The following is a 17708-nucleotide window of genomic DNA, read 5'->3' on the forward strand; positions in this document are numbered from 1 at the left end:
GGAGCCTGGCGGAAGGGGTGTTGCGTTGCAGCATGAAAATGGATAGAGAAGTGCTGAATTTTTAGGCAGAATATGCAGTCTTTGAAGCCAATATCGATCGGCCCGATCAAGATCGAGGCTCCGGTGATCCTTGCGCCCATGACGGGTGTGACGGACATGCCCTTTCGCACGCTCGTGCGGCGTTTTGGTTCTGGTTTGAACGTGACTGAAATGATCGCAAGCCAGGCGATGATACGCGAAACGCGCCAATCGCTCCAAAAAGCAGCTTGGGATAGCGTCGAAGAGCCGGTTTCGATGCAACTCGCGGGATGTGCCCCAGCTGAAATGGCCGATGCTGCCAAATTGAACCAGGATCGAGGTGCCGCGATCATTGACATCAACATGGGTTGCCCCGTCAAGAAAGTTGTCAATGGCGATGCCGGATCTGCGTTGATGCGGGATTTGCCGCTCGCAGCCGAAATCATCGAAGCGACCGTAAAGGCCGTGAGTGTGCCTGTTACCGTCAAGATGCGGATGGGATGGGACCATAACAGCCTCAATGCCCCGGAATTGGCTCATATTGCCGAAGATCTTGGCGCGCAGCTGATCACTGTCCATGGCCGCACGCGTTGCCAGATGTACCGCGATTCCGCGGATTGGGCTTTTGTTCGTACAGTGAAGCAGGCGGTTTCGATCCCGGTTATTGTCAACGGAGATATCTGCTCGGTTGCCGATGCGCATCAGGCACTCGAACAATCCGGCGCTGACGGCGTAATGATTGGACGCGGCGCCTATGGAAAACCCTGGTTGTTATCGCAAGTCATGGCGGCGCTCACGGGCCGAGTTGTGCCAGCCGATCCTTCAGTCGAGCAACAATATCACCTGATTACAGAGCATTACACTGCAATGCTTGAACATTATGGTGAAGTGACAGGCGTCAATATGGCGCGCAAACACATCGGTTGGTACACAAAGGGGCTGACTGGATCGGCCGAATTCCGAAACCGGATCAATCAAATCGGAGAGTCACGAGTCGTTCTCCAGGAACTTGAAAGATTTTATACGCCTTGGCTGAGCCGCGCTGCAGCGTGACATGAAAAGTAAACCTGACGCGTCCGATGTCCTAGTCGCGCTGCAGACCGCTGTCCTTGTGATTGACCCTGACGGACGCATTGCAGAGGTGAATGCTGCGGGCGAAGCGGTGCTGAACATCAGCGCCTCTCACTTGGTTGGGCAACGACTTGCGGCGATCCTCAATGTTCCGCCCGGATTTGATGCCGCAGCTATCGGGCCATTTGCGGCTTATGAAGTCGATCTGATGACCACGCGTGGAACAAACTTCCGGGCTGACTTTGTTGCGACGCCCTTTGCAGACTGGCCGGGATGGCGCCTTGTTTCCATTCATGCTGCTGCGGCCGCCTATCGCATGGGCAACCGGCTTGAACGCGCCGGAGGCACACGCAGTGCTATTGGTGTCGCAGCCATGCTGGCCCATGAAATCAAGAATCCCTTGTCCGGAATTCGCGGAGCAGCCCAATTGCTTGAGAGCAAGGCGAGCGCAGACGATGCAAGGATGACGCGATTGATCCGCACGGAAGTCGACCGGATTGCAGCGCTACTCGACCAAATGGAAGGGTTTACAGATACGCGGCCACGGACGCCTGCGCCCGATAACATTCATGAAATCATCGATCATGTCCGTCAGGTTGCGCAAAGTGGCTTCGGTTCCGCACTCAGGATTGTCGATAGCTATGATCCGTCTTTGCCTCCGGTTCTGGTTCACCGGGACTCCCTTGTTCAGATCCTCCTCAATCTCCTCAAGAACGCGGCCGAAACGGCATCTGAAGGCGAAACGCGCACTGTCCGTATCAGGACTGCCTATCGACAAGGCGTTTCGCTGGCAGGTGACGCGGGCAAGCGGAGGCGTTCGCTACCTATCGAACTGTGTGTGATCGATGATGGCCCGGGAGCGCCGCCGGAACTGGCCGACGACATGTTTGACCCGTTCGTTTCCACCAAGAAATCAGGACGCGGGCTCGGCTTGGCGATCGCTGACAAGCTTATCCGGGACATGGGCGGCATCATCCAGTATTCACGCGAGGGATTTCCAGAAATGACGGTGTTCCGCCTCCTGCTGCAACGGGCAGAAAGTCAAAAAGCATGACAATGGGCCGCATCTTGCTTGTAGATGATGATGAAGCCATCCGTACGGTCGTTTCGGAAGCATTGCGCCGCGAAGGGCATATGGTTGTCGCTGCAGGCAGCGTGGCGGAACAGACGCAGCAGCTTGAGACATTTACCCCGGACATTCTCATTACGGATGTCATTCTTCCAGATGGCAATGGTCTGGACAATGTCCCTATGCTTCTTGAACGTTGGCCTCATTTGCCGATCATAGTCTTGTCAGCACAAAATACGCTTTCCACCGCTGTGCGAGCGACAGAGCAGGGGGCTTTCGAGTATCTCCCGAAGCCATTTGATCTTGATGAGCTCTGCAGGGCCGTTCGAGACGGGCTGCGGCGGACACAGGCTCAATCTGCGTCAGCTCAAACACCCGAAGATAATGGAGGGCTTCCTCTTATTGGCCGATCTTCGGCGATGCAGGATGTTTACCGGACAATTGCACGTGTGGTGCCAAACGACCTTTCCGTCTTGATCCTCGGCGAATCCGGCACGGGGAAGGAGCTTGTCGCCAGGGCAATCCACGATCTGGGTCCTCGCAAGCTCAAGCCCTTTGTCGCAGTGAACATGGCAGCCATTCCTCGTGAATTGATTGAGGCAGATCTGTTCGGGCATGAGCGCGGCGCCTTCACAGGAGCTCAAACCCGCATGGCGGGCCGATTTGAGCAGGCTGCTGGCGGCAGTCTTTTCCTCGATGAGATCGGGGATATGCCAATGGACGCCCAGACCAGGCTCTTGCGCGTCCTTCAGTCCGGAGAGTTTACAATGGTCGGCGGCAACCGACCGATCAAGGCAGACGTGCGGATCATTGCCGCCACGCACAAGAACCTGCCTGAACTGATTGCGGAAGGAGCGTTTCGCGAAGACCTGTATTATCGGCTGAACGTTATTCCGATTACGTTGCCTCCGCTCAGGCAGCGCGGTCAGGATGTTGCCTTGCTCGCGCGCCATTTTCTTGAAATTGCAGCAAAGGAAGGCCTACCGCGCAAGCGACTGGATGAGAGCGGCAGCGCACGCCTCCTGGCACATGACTGGCCCGGCAATGTGCGCGAGCTTGAAAATCTCATGCGGCGGCTGGCGGTACTTTCGCGCCATGATGTAATATCCGCCAGCCTTGTCGAACAGCAACTCGACGCGACGCAAGATCTGGCTCCGGCGATGCCCGAAGCACATTTTGCAGACGAAGGCCTTGCACTTGCGATGGAACAGTATCTGTCGAACTATTTTGCGCGACATCAGAAGACTTTGCCACCCGATGGGCTGCACCAGCGTCTGTTGGAAACCGTTGAGCGGCCGCTGCTTCGAGCCACAATGCTTGCTGTGCGCGGTAACCAGATCCGGGCAGCAAAGTTGCTTGGTATCAACCGCAATACGCTTCGCAAGAAACTGGTCGACCTCGGCATTGATCCCGCACTTGGACGCGGCGGGAAGGTGTGAACCTTGGACGACTTGCAGTTTTAGCGCCAAACAGTGTGTTGGAAATACCACTCTGACGTTGTATCATTGCAACAATGACATCTGCTTCGCCATCGGTTCTTGGACGTTTACCGCGCTGGTTTGCGGTCATGGCACGCAGAAACGGTTGGCTCGCCTATATCGAAATTGGCGCGCTCGTTGCCCTCGTGGCGACAGGGTTGGTCAGCTATCTCGTATTGACGGGCGGACAGCCCGGCCAACGACTTTTGACGCCGCCTCTTGTAGCCCTGTTGTTGATCGCCAATCTCATTCCTGCAATCGCCCTCATTGTTCTTGCGGGCAGGCGCATCGCAATGCGCAGAGCTGCAAACTCTCCTATTGGAGGGCATGGTCGACTGCATGTTCGCCTTGTTGCGCTGTTCTCTCTTGTCGCCAGCATTCCGGTACTCATGCTGGTCATCTTCGCTTCGTTGCTGTTCCAGTATGGCGTCGAATTCTGGTATTCCGATCGTGCACGGAGCATGTTCGAAAACGCAAACACACTGTCGCAGACCTTTTACAACGAGAAGCAGGAAAGGATCATTCGGGAAACCGAATTGATGGCGAGCGACCTCAGCTTCAATCTCTCGGTAGCGCCCATTGACAGCAAAGCCTTTAACGAGAATTTTGCCTACCAAGTCTATGTTCGCGAACTGTCGGAAGCGGCAATTGTCCGATTTACGGCCAAGAATGGCTCTCAATCGCTGGCACTGGTCAATCCGTACGACCGGCCAACTGATAACTGGGTGCCACCCGCAATCGTTGAGCAACTCCGCGCGACGCGAAAGACCTTCTTTCAGGATTCAGGCGGTCGCATGCAAGCCATAGCGCCACTTCCCGGCGCCCCAGACGTTTATGTGTATGCCGCGCGGGTCAGTTCGCCGCAGGCAAGGGCTCAGGCAAAGCGTTTTTCCTTGGTCCTGAAGAACTATGATGACCTTGTGGAGCGTTCGCGGACGTTGCAGCTTCAATTCCATGCGGCACTGCTGCTGATGACATTGCTGATTGTCGGCGTTGCCGTGTGGGTTGCTCTCCAAGTGGCTGACAGATTGGTTAAGCCGGTCGGTGAGCTCGTCAATGCGGCGCAGCGCGTGACCGCGGGCGATCTTACGACACGTGTCGAAGAGGCTCCAACCAGGGATGAACTCGGCGTGCTAACCAGCGCTTTCAACAGAATGACCAGCCGCCTTGAAGCGCAGCGAAACGAGATCATCGCCGCTTCCGATCTTATCGATCGGCGTCGTGCATTCATTGAAGCGGTGCTTTCAGGCGTCACTGCTGGCGTGATCGCCGTAGGTGAAGATCGTCGCATCAGGGTGATGAACAGATCTGCAGCGGAATTGCTCGCGGCTGAGCCGGATACCGCACCGCCGCTCGCGCAACTGGCCCCCGAACTCAGCGCCATGCTGGATCGCGGCGAGTCCGAGGCCATTATACATCTTGCCGGCACAGACGAACCGAGAACTCTTGCAGTGAAGATCACTCGGGACGAGCAAGGCCATGTTCTGACGTTTGATGATATCACGGCACAGCTGACAGACCAGCGACGCGCTGCTTGGGCGGATGTCGCGAGGCGTATTGCGCATGAAATCAAGAATCCGCTGACACCTATCCAGCTAGCTGCGGAACGCCTGAAGCGCCGTTTTGCCAAGGAAATTCAGACCGATCCGGCAACCTTCGAACGCTTGACCGATACAATCGTCCGACAAGTCGGTGACCTTCGGCGCATGGTTGATGAATTCTCTTCGTTTGCACGAATGCCTAAGCCAGTTTTTCATGACGAACCGCTTATCGACATTTGCCGGCAGGCTGTTTTTCTGCATGAAATTGCTCATCCAGCGATTGCGTTCTCGATAAATGCACCCGACCCCACCGTGCAACTTGTTTGCGATCGGCGCCAGCTTGGCCAAGCCCTTACAAATCTGGTGAAAAATGCTGTCGAAGCCGTCGAAGCGAAGGACGATGGCAAGGGAGAGATTTCTGTATCATTGGCCAAAGACCGTGATGGGGCCATTGTCCTGAGCGTGGCAGACAATGGCATCGGCCTTCCCAAGGAGCGAGACAGGCTTGCAGAACCCTATATGACCACGCGTGTAAAGGGCACGGGACTTGGCTTGGCGATCGTCAAGAAGATCGTCGAGGAACATGGGGGAACGTTGGATTTTTCGGACCGCGAAGGAGGTGGAACAGTGATCACACTCCGTTTTGCAGCAATGGACACAAATATGGCGGAAAATCATGACGACGCTGTTTCTTTTGGAGACGCTGGCGCTTCATTGCCAACGGCCCTGACTCGCGACGGAGGCCGATAATATGGCGCTTGATATCCTGATCGTTGATGATGAAGCAGATATTCGTGAACTCGTTGCGGGAGTGCTTGAGGATGATGGCTACGAAGCGCGCTGCGCTGCCGACAGTGACTCGGCTCTGGCAGCAATAGCTGACCGGCGCCCGTCGCTTGTGCTGCTTGACGTCTGGCTGAAAGGATCTCGTCTCGATGGTCTTGACCTGCTTGACGAAATCAAGCGCCGCGACGCGACGCTGCCGATCCTGGTCATTTCGGGCCATGGCAATCTCGACACCGCTGTAGCTGCCGTTCGGCGCGGCGCGGCGGACTTTATTGAAAAGCCTTTTGAAGCAGAGCGACTGCTGCACCTGATCAGTCGTGCGACCGAAACGCAGCGCCTGCGCCGCGAAAATGAAACCTTGCGCGCCCAGATCGGCTTTGAAGATGAGCTGACGGGAACGTCGAGCGCAATCAATGCGGTCCGCGCGACGCTAAAGCGCGTAGCTCCGACGGGCAGCCGCGTTTTGCTGACGGGACCGGCTGGTGTCGGCAAGGAAGTTGCAGCGCGATTGTTGCACAAATGGAGCACCAGAGCCTCTTCGCCTTTCGTTGTTGCCAGCGCCGCGCGGATGACGCCAGAGCGGGTCGATGAAGAGCTCTTCGGCGTCGAGCGCGGCGAAGCCGACATCAGTCCGGGACTGATGGAGCAGGCCCATGGAGGAACCCTGTTCCTGGATGAAATTGCGGACATGCCGCTTACCACTCAGGCACGCATACTGCGGGTGCTTACGGACCAGAGCTTTGCGCGGGTCGGAGGAACGCGCATGGTGAAGGTCGATGTCCGCGTTGTTTCCGGTACGTCACGAGATCTGCTTGAGGAAATTGCTGAGGGTCGCTTTCGGGAAGACTTCTACTACCGTCTCAATGTCGTGCCGGTGCATATCCCGGCGCTAGCTGAAAGACGTGAGGATATCCCGGTGTTGGCCGAACATTTTATTGCCCGGTTTGCGGCCGAACGCAGGCTCAAGATGCCCGCTTTCGCACCGGATGCAATAGCAGCTCTGCAGGCCTATGATTGGCCAGGCAATGTCCGTCAGCTGCGCAATATTATCGAACGCACGGTCATTCTTGCGCCAAATGACAGGATCGGTCGTGTGGATGTCGATATGCTGCCTCAGGAAATTCTCGGCGAAGGAGGGGCCGTCACGCACGGAGCAGCAAATGCGATGATGGGCGCTCCTCTAAGAGAAGCGCGCGAAACCTTCGAACGTGAATATCTGCGTGTCCAGATTCGTCGTTTTTCCGGAAACATTTCAAGAACTGCAACCTTTATCGGAATGGAGCGATCTGCACTGCATAGAAAGCTCAAGATCCTTGGAATGGTAGACTGTCGCGGCGAAGATGAAGAACAGGGCTGACGTTCGCCTAATAATCGATTAGAGACCCAATTGCGTTCAGCAAATGGGCGCAAACGATGCCGCGTAACGGCACGAGCGCGGGCGATGACCCGCCAAGACCAAGAGGTTGATCTATGCCCGAAAAGTCGAACAATCTTCAGGATTTGTTTCTGAACAACCTGCGCAAGAACAAGACCCCGGTGACGATGTTTTTGGTCAAGGGCGTCAAGTTGCAGGGGATCATTACCTGGTTTGACAATTTTTCAGTGCTTTTGCGCCGCGATGGCCAGAGCCAATTGATCTACAAACATGCGATTTCGACAGTCATGCCAGCAGCCAGTGTCGATCTGATTGGGATTGCGGCGCTATTTGAACAGGGCGATCGGAAACGCGGGCTCCAGGATGTTTTCCTTGGTGCCGTCCAGCGGACGCAGAATCCCGTGACGATGTTCCTCGTGAACGGTGTGATGCTGCAGGGTGACATCGCCGCCTATGATCTGTTCTGCCTGCTGCTCCAGCGGGATGATTTTGCCCAGTTGGTTTACAAGCATGCGATTTCGACAATCCAGCCTACGCATCCGATAAATCTCGCCGAAGAGGGCGAAGCGGACGCCACTTGAGCGTCTTTCAAAGACAGGAAGATGATGGCGTTACCCGCGGCGCCCGGGCGCTCGTCATTCTGCCTGATTTTGGCAAAGGTGGCTTGCGGAGCGCCGATGCGCGCCTTGAGGAGGCTGTCGGGCTTGCGGCGGCCATTGGCCTTGATGTTCGCGACACAGCTGTGTTTCGCATCCGTGCAGCAAAACCTGCAACGCTGTTCGGATCGGGGCAGGTGGATAACATCAGAGCCAGTGCAAAGGCATATGACGTTGATGTTGTTATCGTTGACGGCACTCTGACAGCGGTCCAGCAAAACAACCTTGAAAAGTCGCTCGATACAAAGGTTATCGACAGAACCGGGCTGATCCTTGAAATCTTCGGGGAACGCGCCGCAAGCGCCGAAGGGCGCCTTCAGGTCGAAATAGCCCATCTGGACTACCAGGCCGGTCGGTTGGTACGCAGCTGGACCCATCTTGAGCGGCAGCGCGGAGGTTTTGGCTTTCTCGGCGGCCCCGGAGAAACACAGATAGAAGCCGACAGACGGATGATCCGTGACAGAATGGCAAAGCTGCGGCGAGAACTTGCAGACCTTAGCCGAACGCGAAAACTGCATCGCGACAGAAGGACCCGCGCGCCTTGGCCGACAATTGCGCTCGTGGGTTATACCAATGCAGGAAAATCAAGCCTTTTCAATCGCCTGACAGGTGCCTCTGTGATGGCGGAGGATCTTCTGTTTGCGACGCTCGATCCCACAATGCGCCAGATTTCTCTTCCTGGAATAGAGAAGGCAATTCTTTCGGACACGGTTGGCTTTGTCTCGGAACTGCCAACGCAACTCGTAGCCGCCTTCCATGCGACTCTTGAGGAGGTGATTGATGCAGATATAATTATCCATGTCCGCGATATCGCGCATCCCGATACAGAAGCACAGCGGGAGGATGTCGTTCGCGTCATGGCCGAAATTGGCGCTGGTGGGGAGGAGGGGGCCCCCGTCATTGAAGCCTGGAACAAGATTGACTTACTTGACCCAGAAACTCGAGAAATGCGCATTTCCGAGGCGAAACGACGCACCGATGTCATTTTGATTTCTGCGCTCACCGGAGAGGGTATCGAAGCGCTCAGAAAGCATCTGTCAGATCATTTGACGCAAGCACATCGCACGAGACAAATCGAGCTCGACATCAGCGATGGGGCAGGAATTGCATGGCTGCATGCCAACGGTGCCGTCGAGGAGGAAAAGTTGGAAAAGGATCGCCTTAAGATCAGAGTGCGCCTTTCCGACGTCGATTTTGCAAGATTTCAGGCTCGATCCTCATCCTGAGCCCGCTTGGCTGCCTGCCAAAGCAACTCCTTTTCATCCAGCGTCATTGCGCCGAATCCTTCGCCACCAATCTGTTCTGCAGATCGAAACCGACGTTCGAATTTTACATTCGCGCGTCGCAATGCGGCTTCCGGATCAAGGCCGAGTTTTCGGCCCCAATTGACGACACTGAAAAGAAGATCCCCCAGCTCGTCCTCTTTCTCGTCTTGTGTTCCGGCACGCTCCAGTTCGGAAATTTCCTCTTCGACCTTTGCGCGGGCACCCGCGGCATCCGGCCAATCAAAGCCGGTTCTCGCCGCGCGCTTCTGCAGCTTCTCGGCTCGCAACAGCGCAGGAAGAGCTAAAGCAACCCCTGCAACTGCGCTCTTGTCTTCATGCATTTCGGCCCGCTCGCTCTCCTTTATGCCTTCCCAATCGGCAGCAGACCCCAATGGGCCAAAGACATGAGGATGACGTCGGATCATCTTTTCGCAGATTGCGCCAATGACATCTGAAAGGCTGAAGGCACAGCGCTCCTCAGCCATCCGAGCATGGAAGACGACCTGGAGCAGGAGATCACCCAATTCGTCTTTGAGCGCAGGCATATCATCGCGTTCGCACGCATCGGCAACTTCATAGGCTTCCTCGATTGTATAGGGTGCAATGGTCCTGAAATCCTGCACGATGTCCCAAGGGCAGCCAGATTCAGGATTGCGAAGCCTTTCCATGATCTCTGCCAAAGGGCGGATATCTGCGTGAGGGGGGTCTGAAGCCTGATGCATCTGTTAGTCCGATAATATACATTATGTAAAATCTAGATATCAATATTTGAAGCCCCCTAGGACTCCAATATCATCTCACGACCTTCAACCCGCCAGTTCCTGAGCGACGACAGAAAGTTCATTCCCAACAGGTTTACAGCTTCGTTCTGATCGCTCGAAACCAGAACAGGAAAATCCGTACGCACGATACTGCCGATGCTCAACGATCCAATACGTGCGCGCTTCATCATCGCCACGCCGTTCGCAGTCTGTGTCGCAACTGGAAATCCGTATGCATCAATCGGAACGCCAGCAGCGTTTGCGCCAGTTTGCGACAAGGTTGTCGTCGTTGCTCCGCTGTCGATGAGGAAGTTGAGCATATGCCCATTGATCTGTGCATCCACATGAAAATGACCGTCTTCTTCCATTTTGACCCGGATTGTCTTGCCATCCTGAACCGGTGCCCCTGGAAAAAGCTCGGCACGGACCTGTTCCCAGCCCTGCCTTGCAATTCCACGGAACGAATATAGAACAACTGCCCCAGCGAAGATGGCAAGCCAAGCAAAGGCATATTTTATGGTAGCGCCGACCGACAAACGCCGCGCAGCGAGACTCGAAACCACCAAAACAAGAAACAGCAGCGAATAGAGAAGGTTCGCTGTCTGATCGGACGTCATGCTGGCATAGCCTTGGCGAACAGCTGGAAGAAATTGTCCCGTGTGCGCGATGCGAGGGCTTCAACCGATACATCGCGCAGTCCGGCAAGAAAGCGCGCTGTGTCGACAACATAGGCCGGCTCACAAGGACGCCCGCGGTGCGGCACAGGCGCCAGGAACGGAGCATCTGTCTCGATCAGCAGTCTGGATTCAGGAAGTGCCGCAGCAGTCTCCTGCAGATCCTTGGCGTTCTTGAATGTAACAATACCTGAAATCGAGATATACAATCCGAGATCGAGAGCCGTTTCGGCGAAGTGTCTGCTTGCCGTAAAGCAGTGGATAACCCCGCTGTATTGCCCCTTCGCCATTTCTTCCGCGAGAATTTCCGCTGTGTCGGCCTCTGCGTCGCGGGTATGGACAATCAGCGGCAGACCGGTTTCGCGCGCTGCAGCTATATGCGAGCGAAAACTGGCTCTCTGGCGGGCCCGGTCGGAATGGTCGTAATAATAGTCGAGGCCTGTCTCCCCGATTGCAACAACCTTTGGATGTGCCGAGGCCTCAACGAGTTTTGCGGTGTCGACATCGGGATGGGTATCCGCTTCATGCGGATGTATACCGATGGAGGCCCAGATATTTAGGGATCGGGCGGCGACATGCACGACGTCATCCCATTCGCTCTCGCGCGTGGAAATGTTGAGCATCCCGACTACCCCTGCTGCTGCCGCTCGCGCAATGACGCCTGCCTGATCCTCGATCAGCCCCTTGTAATTGAGGTGACAGTGTGAATCGACAAACATCAGCCCGCCAGCTCGAGCCGCGGAAAAACGCCGAAAGGTGATGGTAGTACGAGGCCAGGCTTAAGACCTTCTCCCAAGTCACTGAAGGACCTTGCATTTTCTGGTTGCGAGAGCAAATCCAGAATCTTGCCTGCGCCTTCAGGGATGACCCATTGAGCCAGAATTGCCAATTGGCGGATGGCTTCAGCTGTGTTGTAGAGAATCGTATCCGCCCGTGCTGGATCTTCCTTGCGAACAGCCCAAGGGGCCTGATCGGCAAAATACTGGTTGGCTGCGCTCATCGCAGCCCAGATGGCTTCGATGGCTGAATGCAACGCCAGTTCCTCCATGGCCGCTTCAACGGCACCTTGTGCGGCCGAAATTGCATCCACCAACGTTGCATCGTCAGAGGAGGGCTTCGACGGCTCTGGCACTTTTCCATCACAATTCTTGGCAATCATGGAGAGCGAACGCTGCGCAAGATTTCCGAAGTTGTTTGCCAGATCGGCATTGCACCGCGTAATGATCGCCTCTTCGCTGTAACTGCCATCCTGGCCGAAACTCACCTCGCGCAGCAGGAAATACCGGAGCTGGTCGACACCGAAAGCGTCAGCCAGTTCCAGAGGATCAACGACGTTGCCAGCTGATTTGGACATTTTCTCACCGCCGCGGGCGAGAAGAAAGCCGTGCCCAAACACCTGCTTTGGCAGGGGCAGGCCAGCGGACATCAGGAAAGCGGGCCAATAGACTGTATGAAAGCGAACAATGTCCTTCCCGATAAGGTGGATATCGGCAGGCCAGTAGCGGGCGAAATCGCCGTCCAGCGCGGGATAGCCAACGCCTGTCATGTAGGTGGTCAGGGCATCGACCCAAACGTACATAACGTGTCCTGGAGATCCCGGGACCGGAACGCCCCAATCGAAGCTCGTTCGCGAAACACTTAAATCCTTCAAGCCGCCTTCTACAAAGCGAAGCACTTCATTGCGGCGGCTCTCCGGACGGATGAAGTCCGGGTTTTCGGCATAAAGCTTGAGCAGCGGCTCCTGATACCGGGACAAGCGAAAGAACCATGTCTCTTCCTTGGTCCATTCAACCGGCGTGCCTTGGGGAGACAGGCGAATGCCCCCTTCCCCGTCAACAAGCTCCTTTTCATCGTAAAACGCTTCATCGCGGACCGAATACCAACCTTCATATCGATCCAGATAGAGATCTCCCGCAGCCTCCATCCCCTTCCAAAGTGCGATACTCGCTTCGTGGTGGCGCGGTTCCGTTGTGCGAACAAATTGCGTATATTCAACGTTAAGTTTCGCACACATCTCCTTGAAGTAACCAGACATCTCGTCTGCAAGTTCTCGCGTGCTGACGCCAGCCCGAGCTGCGGTCTGCACCATTTTCAGTCCATGTTCGTCAGTGCCGGTTATCAGCCGCGCATCCCGACCGGAAAGCCGATGAAATCGCGCAATCGCATCTGCGGCAATGGCCTCATAGGCGTGGCCGATGTGAGGGCGCCCATTGGGGTAGCTGATTGCAGTGGTAATGTAGAAGGGTTCGCCAGACATAATGTCAGGCTTTAGCGTTCTTCGCTCCGGGAACAAGGGCTGCGACATGACCTGCAAGCGCGAATACCGTCATTTGCGGGTCAAGCGATTGGCGGATTGCACTTTCTGCGAGGCCTCGCGCTGCAGACCATGCATCAACAGCCGCTTTCAATCCCGCACCGTGACGCTCTCGCGCCTCTTCCGCAATAAAGCTTGGAGCCCTGCTCAGAAATGCCTCGTAACGACGCTGCGACGGTTTGGCGGAGAGTGACTGAGCCAATTCAGAGCGTATTCTGTTGTCCGGATCTCCGTCCTGCGCAATTTGGCGCAAATCTGCGTCCATGCCGGCAAGATCGAGGCCAGCAAAGCTCAAGGCCTTTCCGGGAGAACCTTCTCCGGCTTTGACCAGTGCTGTGAGCTCGGAATCAGTTATCCCCGGCATGGCGCTCCGAAGCGCCACTTCCATGGAAACCTGATCAAGGGCCGCAAATCTCAATGTGCGGCAGCGTGACCGGATCGTTGGCAGTAACCGGCCTGGAGCGTGACTGACGAGCAGGAAAATCGTGCCGTGTGGCGGCTCCTCAAGGCTTTTGAGCAAGGCATTGGCAGCTCCGCGTTCCATGTCATCAATTGCATCGACCAATACGACGCGAGATCGCGAATATGAGGGCTTCAGTGCAAAGGTGCTGCCAAGACTGCGCACCTGTTCAATCGTAATGTTGCGCGCCCGTTCAAGGTCCGCAGGCCAATTTGCCCGTTCGATTTCACGCAACACCTTGATGTCCTTGGGTAGGCGTTCAAGCTGAATGAAATCGGGATGCGTATGCGCATCAAACAGCCGACCAATCGCGTGGTTTGCCGGCACCGCAAGCCCTTCGCGCGACAGATCGGGGTCTGAAGCTTCGCAAAGCAGGCGCTTGGCCAAGGCCATTGCCGTTCTTGCCTTGCCGACCCCTTCGGGACCGACAAGCAACCACGCATGGTGCATTCTGGGACCACGCATCGCAGTCAGAAATTCGGCAAGGACGCCGTCATGTCCAACAAGATTGTTCACAGGAGATCGCTCAACCCTGCCATGAGCCGTTCAGTCACGGCTTCCTGACTCCCAGCGGCGGATATGAGACGAATCCTATCCGGTGAGGCCCCAGCCATGTCGAGAAATGCTTTGGCCACGCTGCGATGATATTGCGCGGTTTGAAGCGCAAAGCGGTCTGCCTTACCTCCATCCCGTGTTTCTGCGCGAGCTGCCGCTTGGTCCAGGTCGAGCGTCAGCACAAATGTACGGTCAGGCATCAATCCGCCGCAGCCTATGGTGTGAAGCGCCAGAATTTCCGTATCGCTCAGTCCACCGGCCCCTCCCTGATAGGCACGGGTGGAATCGATAAACCGGTCGCACAACACCCAGTCCCCTCGATCAAGAGCAGGGCGGATTGTCTTTTCGACATGATCTGCACGTGCGGCTGCAAAAAGCAGCGCTTCGGCGCGCGAGCTCCATCGGTCCTTGTCCCCGGTCATCAACAGTGATCGGATCGCTTCGGCACCGGGACTGCCTCCGGGTTCTCGCGTTGTCACGACGGAATGCCCTTGCACCCTTATCGCATCGGCAAGAGCTCTCAGCTGGGTCGACTTGCCGACACCCTCCCCACCTTCCAAAGTTATGAATCTCGGGCTCACCCGCCGAAGAATGACATCAAACCGGCCCAAACGCGACCGAAAAAACCCGCCTCGGACACTGCTTCTTCAGCCACCAGCGGCATGATCTGCGGCACCGTATCTGGGGTAGAGACAACAAGATCCGCAATATGCTGTCCCTTGGCGATTGGTGCCTTGATTGGACCATCGTAGACTACCTTGATGCTCATTTTGGCAGCCGCGCCAGTGGGCAGGGTCACGGCGATATTCCTCGGCGCGACAAGACCAACTTTCGAAGAGCTGCCCATCTGCACCTCGGCCTGCTCAACCACCTTGCCGGCAGCGACAAGCGGCCTCGATTCCCAGGCCTTGAATCCCCAGTCCATGAACTTGACCGATTCGGTAATGCGATTGTTGAAGGTATCGATCCCTGCAACGACCATTACGAGCCTGCGCCCATTCTGTTCCGCAGAACCTGTAAAGCCATAACCTGCTTCATCGGTGTGGCCCGTCTTGATGCCGTCCGCACCCGGGATACGCCCCAGGATCGGATTGCGATTGGCCTGGGTTATGTCAGCACCAGCACCCAAAGTCTTGCCCCAGGTGAATTGCGTCAGGCTGTAGAACTTCTTGTAGAGGTCGGGAGTTTCATCGATCGTCGCGCGTCCCAGGGCGGCCAGATCTTTTGCCGTCGTATAGGTCACACCGCCATCGGGCCAACCGTTCGCCGTGCCATAGTGCGTGTTGGCCAGGCCAAGTCGCTGGGCTTCCGCGTTCATCTGGGCAACAAATGCCTGTTCAGTCCCGAACATGCCCTCTGCCAGCACGATGCAAGCGTCATTGCCCGAAAGCGTGACGATCCCATGCAGAAGGTTTTCAACGCTGACTTCTTCGCCAGCGGAAAGGAACATTGTCGACCCTGCTTCGGGCCCATGCCATTTCGCCCAAGTCTCGGGCCGCACAGTAAATTTCTGATCGAGCCGGAACTTGCCCTGCTTGATCAGGCGAAAGGCGAGGTGCGCCGTCATCATCTTGGCCATCGAAGCCGGTGGGATGCGCCGGTCTGCATCTTTCGCATAAAGCACGGCGCCCGACGACAGATCGATCATGAACGCAACGGGTGCGCTCGTTTCAAATGGCGGTGCAGCGGCGCTGACGGGGATGGAAACGGCAACAAGAACAGCAGGCAACGCGAAGTGGAGTTTCATTTTCTGCTTTCGACTCGAGAAATGATGCTTCGGCCGCGATAGCCCGTCGCGACACAAGGTCCAAGCATGCCGTTAACGTTCGACCTCATCCGCCAGCAGCCCCACCGATAATGCGTAAAAATTGGAGCAATTATACTCGAGTATGACCCTGTAATTTCCAGTGAGAAGATAGGCCGTGGCGCCGGGGCCGTCCGGCTCGAGCAAGGTCGCCAGATCGCTGTCACGTATCCCCTTGCTTTCAGTCGGGATGACACCTTGAGCTTTCCATTCAGCAAGGGTTTTCCATTGACTGTGCCTCCCAAAAACGCGCGGGCAGCGGGATGCTGTGAGGCGTGTCTCAAACTGCGAACGGTCGAGTGAATCTGGAACATAAGCCTTCACGCCCCAAGGCTGGCCGCGACGCCAACCGGACGCTTCGAAATATTTGGCAATTGATGCCAGCGCATCCGCTTCGCTTGACCAGATGTCCGCGCGCCCGTCCCCGTCCCCATCCCTGCCGTACCGCAGGTAGGTCGACGGCAGGAACTGCGGATAACCAGTCGCCCCAGCCCAGCTACCTTTGAGCTTTTCACGGGGGAAACCGGCGTCAATCAACTTCAGGGTTGCAATGAATTCAGTCGTGAACAAGCTGCGGCGCCGGCCCTCATAAGCAAGTGTTGCAAGGGAGTTGGCCAGATCGAAATCGCCAGTGTACGCGCCGTAATTGGTTTCGTGGCCCCAGATAGCAATCATGATCGCTTCGGGCACGCCCGTTTCAGTTTCGACCCGCTGAAGCAGCGGCAACAGTGATTGGTACTTTGCCCTGCCCCTGTTGATGCGCGCTGTATCAACATGCTGCGCCGCATAAGGCGCAAATTTCGGTATGGGCGAATTGGGCGGTCCACCTGGCTGAGCGCGATCAAGATCAACGACACGCTGGCTGAAATAAAGGGTCGGCAAGACTGCATTGACCGTGCCGGGAGTAACGCCTTGCGCCAGAGCTTGCGACCGCAGCTGCTCGATGAAACTCTGGAAGGGGTCTGAGCCTTGTACTGTGACATCGGGCGCAGCACTGGCCCCCAAGGCGACTGGAAGGCACGCCAGAACAATCGCGGCGCGGAGACGAAAATCTCGCATGCGCCGAGTTTGCCACAGTCGACCCAGCCCCGCCATCCCCTTTTCGCAACGCCGCTTGCGCCAGAGGCAAAGACTCCGCTATGCGCGGCCCCCTAAAGCGGACAGGTGGCCGAGTGGTTTAAGGCACCGGTCTTGAAAACCGGCGTGGGTTCACGCTCACCGTGGGTTCGAATCCCACCCTGTCCGCCAGAATTTCATGACATCTTTAGTTATTTCTTGGGAATGCGCCGTGCGAGACGTGGCGCACCCATTCGCCAAAGCGTCAGGCTTCATTCAAAGCAATCGGCAAGTCCAGCGGCGCTAGAAATAGGCCGCCGGATGTACCGCCGTTAATTACTGAGCTGGCTGGGGTGGCGTTGTTGCCGGATCGGTAAATTTAATCGCAGTGCCCGTCGCATTGGTTTTGCCCCAGCTGAAAGCCGAGATGTGGGAATCGCCATACTTGGCGTTAATTATCGCGTCTGCACCCATCTTTTCGCCGCGCTCCCAAAGTTCGCGATAGACTTTCGCCTGCGAAGCTTCCTTGCTGAATACGGTTGCCTTGCGCACACCCGCTGTCACTTCGCCCAGCACCTTATACGGGCGGTCTGTGATATCATATGGGAAGACCGGTACGCCGACGTCTTCATTAACCACAACATAGGCTTTTGGCGCTTCCTTGGCCACGGCTGGCTGAAGTCCGGTAACGGCCAGCAATGTGACGGCGATAAGATTTGAAACTTTCACTCTGCGTCCTCCCACGCGTTGACGATCGGGCGACGTGGCAGAATGTTGCATATGGTGTCAATAATTTGCACATCCTCGCAAGCGTGTTAGTCGCAT

16 protein-coding genes and 1 tRNA gene are annotated in these 17708 nt (G+C 56.3%); 8 read left to right on the forward strand and 9 right to left on the reverse strand.

Annotated features, from left to right (window positions below):
- The first annotated feature begins 72 nt into the window (after positions 1-72).
- The 7 genes from dusB (at position 73) to hflX (ending at position 9220) form a co-directional block, all read left to right on the forward strand.
- The gene (dusB, locus tag K0O24_RS12640; RefSeq protein ID WP_219893087.1) at positions 73-1071 is read left to right on the forward strand and encodes a tRNA dihydrouridine synthase DusB; all 999 of its coding nucleotides are present in this window, start codon (positions 73-75) and stop codon (positions 1069-1071) included.
- Between the two features lies 1 nt (position 1072).
- On the forward strand, positions 1073-2143 hold the full coding sequence (locus tag K0O24_RS12645) for a two-component system sensor histidine kinase NtrB (RefSeq protein WP_219893088.1): 1071 nt from the start codon (positions 1073-1075) through the stop codon (positions 2141-2143).
- Positions 2140-3597, forward strand: a complete 1458-nt coding sequence (ntrC, locus tag K0O24_RS12650) for a nitrogen regulation protein NR(I) (protein WP_219893089.1) — start codon at positions 2140-2142, stop codon at positions 3595-3597. Before K0O24_RS12645 ends, ntrC begins: the two co-directional genes overlap by 4 nt.
- 74 nt (positions 3598-3671) lie before the next feature.
- Positions 3672-5927, forward strand: coding sequence for a sensor histidine kinase (locus K0O24_RS12655; protein ID WP_219893090.1), 2256 nt, complete (start codon positions 3672-3674; stop codon positions 5925-5927).
- Between the two features lies 1 nt (position 5928).
- Complete coding sequence (ntrX, locus tag K0O24_RS12660) at positions 5929-7320, forward strand: nitrogen assimilation response regulator NtrX (RefSeq protein ID WP_219893091.1); 1392 nt, start codon at positions 5929-5931, stop codon at positions 7318-7320.
- Positions 7321-7433: 113 nt separating this feature from the next.
- Entirely contained in the window at positions 7434-7919 is a 486-nt protein-coding gene (gene hfq / locus K0O24_RS12665; RefSeq protein WP_219893092.1) for an RNA chaperone Hfq, read from the forward strand.
- On the forward strand, positions 7916-9220 hold the full coding sequence (gene hflX, locus K0O24_RS12670) for a GTPase HflX (protein ID WP_219893093.1): 1305 nt from the start codon (positions 7916-7918) through the stop codon (positions 9218-9220). The genes hfq and hflX overlap by 4 nt, the downstream gene beginning before the upstream one ends.
- Here the strand turns inward: hflX and mazG are convergent.
- The 8 genes from mazG to K0O24_RS12710 all read right to left on the reverse strand — a co-directional run bounded on the left by mazG (position 9199) and on the right by K0O24_RS12710 (position 16886).
- Positions 9199-9981: a nucleoside triphosphate pyrophosphohydrolase gene (mazG, locus tag K0O24_RS12675; RefSeq protein WP_219893094.1), complete on the reverse strand. Its 783-nt coding sequence runs from the start codon at positions 9979-9981 to the stop codon at positions 9199-9201. The genes hflX and mazG overlap by 22 nt on opposite strands.
- A 56-nt stretch (positions 9982-10037) precedes the next feature.
- On the reverse strand, positions 10038-10637 hold the full coding sequence (locus tag K0O24_RS12680) for a retropepsin-like aspartic protease family protein (protein ID WP_219893095.1): 600 nt from the start codon (positions 10635-10637) through the stop codon (positions 10038-10040).
- The gene (locus K0O24_RS12685; RefSeq protein ID WP_219893096.1) at positions 10634-11413 is read right to left on the reverse strand and encodes a TatD family hydrolase; all 780 of its coding nucleotides are present in this window, start codon (positions 11411-11413) and stop codon (positions 10634-10636) included. The genes K0O24_RS12680 and K0O24_RS12685 overlap by 4 nt, the downstream gene beginning before the upstream one ends.
- Positions 11413-12999, reverse strand: coding sequence for a methionine--tRNA ligase (metG, locus tag K0O24_RS12690; RefSeq protein WP_246610999.1), 1587 nt, complete (start codon positions 12997-12999; stop codon positions 11413-11415). The genes K0O24_RS12685 and metG overlap by 1 nt, the downstream gene beginning before the upstream one ends.
- Complete coding sequence (locus K0O24_RS12695) at positions 12956-13984, reverse strand: AAA family ATPase (RefSeq protein ID WP_219893097.1); 1029 nt, start codon at positions 13982-13984, stop codon at positions 12956-12958. Before K0O24_RS12695 ends, metG begins: the two co-directional genes overlap by 44 nt.
- The gene (gene tmk, locus K0O24_RS12700; RefSeq protein ID WP_219893098.1) at positions 13981-14604 is read right to left on the reverse strand and encodes a dTMP kinase; all 624 of its coding nucleotides are present in this window, start codon (positions 14602-14604) and stop codon (positions 13981-13983) included. Before tmk ends, K0O24_RS12695 begins: the two co-directional genes overlap by 4 nt.
- A complete protein-coding gene (locus K0O24_RS12705; protein WP_219893099.1) occupies positions 14601-15770 on the reverse strand; it encodes a D-alanyl-D-alanine carboxypeptidase family protein in 1170 nt (389 codons plus the stop codon). The genes tmk and K0O24_RS12705 overlap by 4 nt, the downstream gene beginning before the upstream one ends.
- Before the next feature lie 72 nt (positions 15771-15842).
- Entirely contained in the window at positions 15843-16886 is a 1044-nt protein-coding gene (locus tag K0O24_RS12710; RefSeq protein ID WP_219893100.1) for a lytic murein transglycosylase, read from the reverse strand.
- Between the two features lie 99 nt (positions 16887-16985).
- Here K0O24_RS12710 and K0O24_RS12715 point away from each other — a divergent pair.
- Positions 16986-17075: transfer RNA gene (locus K0O24_RS12715), tRNA-Ser, on the forward strand.
- A gap of 144 nt (positions 17076-17219) precedes the next feature.
- On the opposite strand, the gene K0O24_RS12720 is transcribed toward K0O24_RS12715, so the two are convergent.
- Complete coding sequence (locus tag K0O24_RS12720) at positions 17220-17612, reverse strand: heavy metal-binding domain-containing protein (RefSeq protein WP_425514742.1); 393 nt, start codon at positions 17610-17612, stop codon at positions 17220-17222.
- Positions 17613-17708 lie beyond the last annotated feature (96 nt).

The organism is Aquisediminimonas profunda, assembly GCF_019443285.1.
Taxonomy (GTDB): Bacteria; Pseudomonadota; Alphaproteobacteria; order Sphingomonadales; family Sphingomonadaceae; genus Aquisediminimonas; species Aquisediminimonas profunda.

Coding starts and splice junctions, on each gene's coding strand:
- dusB (WP_219893087.1), top strand. CDS start 73: ATGCAGTCTTTGAAGCCAATATCGATCGGCCCGATCAAGATCGAGGCT.
- K0O24_RS12645 (WP_219893088.1), top strand. CDS start 1,073: ATGAAAAGTAAACCTGACGCGTCCGATGTCCTAGTCGCGCTGCAGACC.
- ntrC (WP_219893089.1), top strand. CDS start 2,140: ATGACAATGGGCCGCATCTTGCTTGTAGATGATGATGAAGCCATCCGT.
- K0O24_RS12655 (WP_219893090.1), top strand. CDS start 3,672: ATGACATCTGCTTCGCCATCGGTTCTTGGACGTTTACCGCGCTGGTTT.
- ntrX (WP_219893091.1), top strand. CDS start 5,929: ATGGCGCTTGATATCCTGATCGTTGATGATGAAGCAGATATTCGTGAA.
- hfq (WP_219893092.1), top strand. CDS start 7,434: ATGCCCGAAAAGTCGAACAATCTTCAGGATTTGTTTCTGAACAACCTG.
- mazG (WP_219893094.1), bottom strand. CDS start 9,981: ATGCATCAGGCTTCAGACCCCCCTCACGCAGATATCCGCCCTTTGGCA.
- K0O24_RS12680 (WP_219893095.1), bottom strand. CDS start 10,637: ATGACGTCCGATCAGACAGCGAACCTTCTCTATTCGCTGCTGTTTCTT.
- K0O24_RS12685 (WP_219893096.1), bottom strand. CDS start 11,413: ATGTTTGTCGATTCACACTGTCACCTCAATTACAAGGGGCTGATCGAG.
- metG (WP_246610999.1), bottom strand. CDS start 12,999: ATGTCGCAGCCCTTGTTCCCGGAGCGAAGAACGCTAAAGCCTGACATT.
- K0O24_RS12705 (WP_219893099.1), bottom strand. CDS start 15,770: ATGAAACTCCACTTCGCGTTGCCTGCTGTTCTTGTTGCCGTTTCCATC.
- K0O24_RS12710 (WP_219893100.1), bottom strand. CDS start 16,886: ATGCGAGATTTTCGTCTCCGCGCCGCGATTGTTCTGGCGTGCCTTCCA.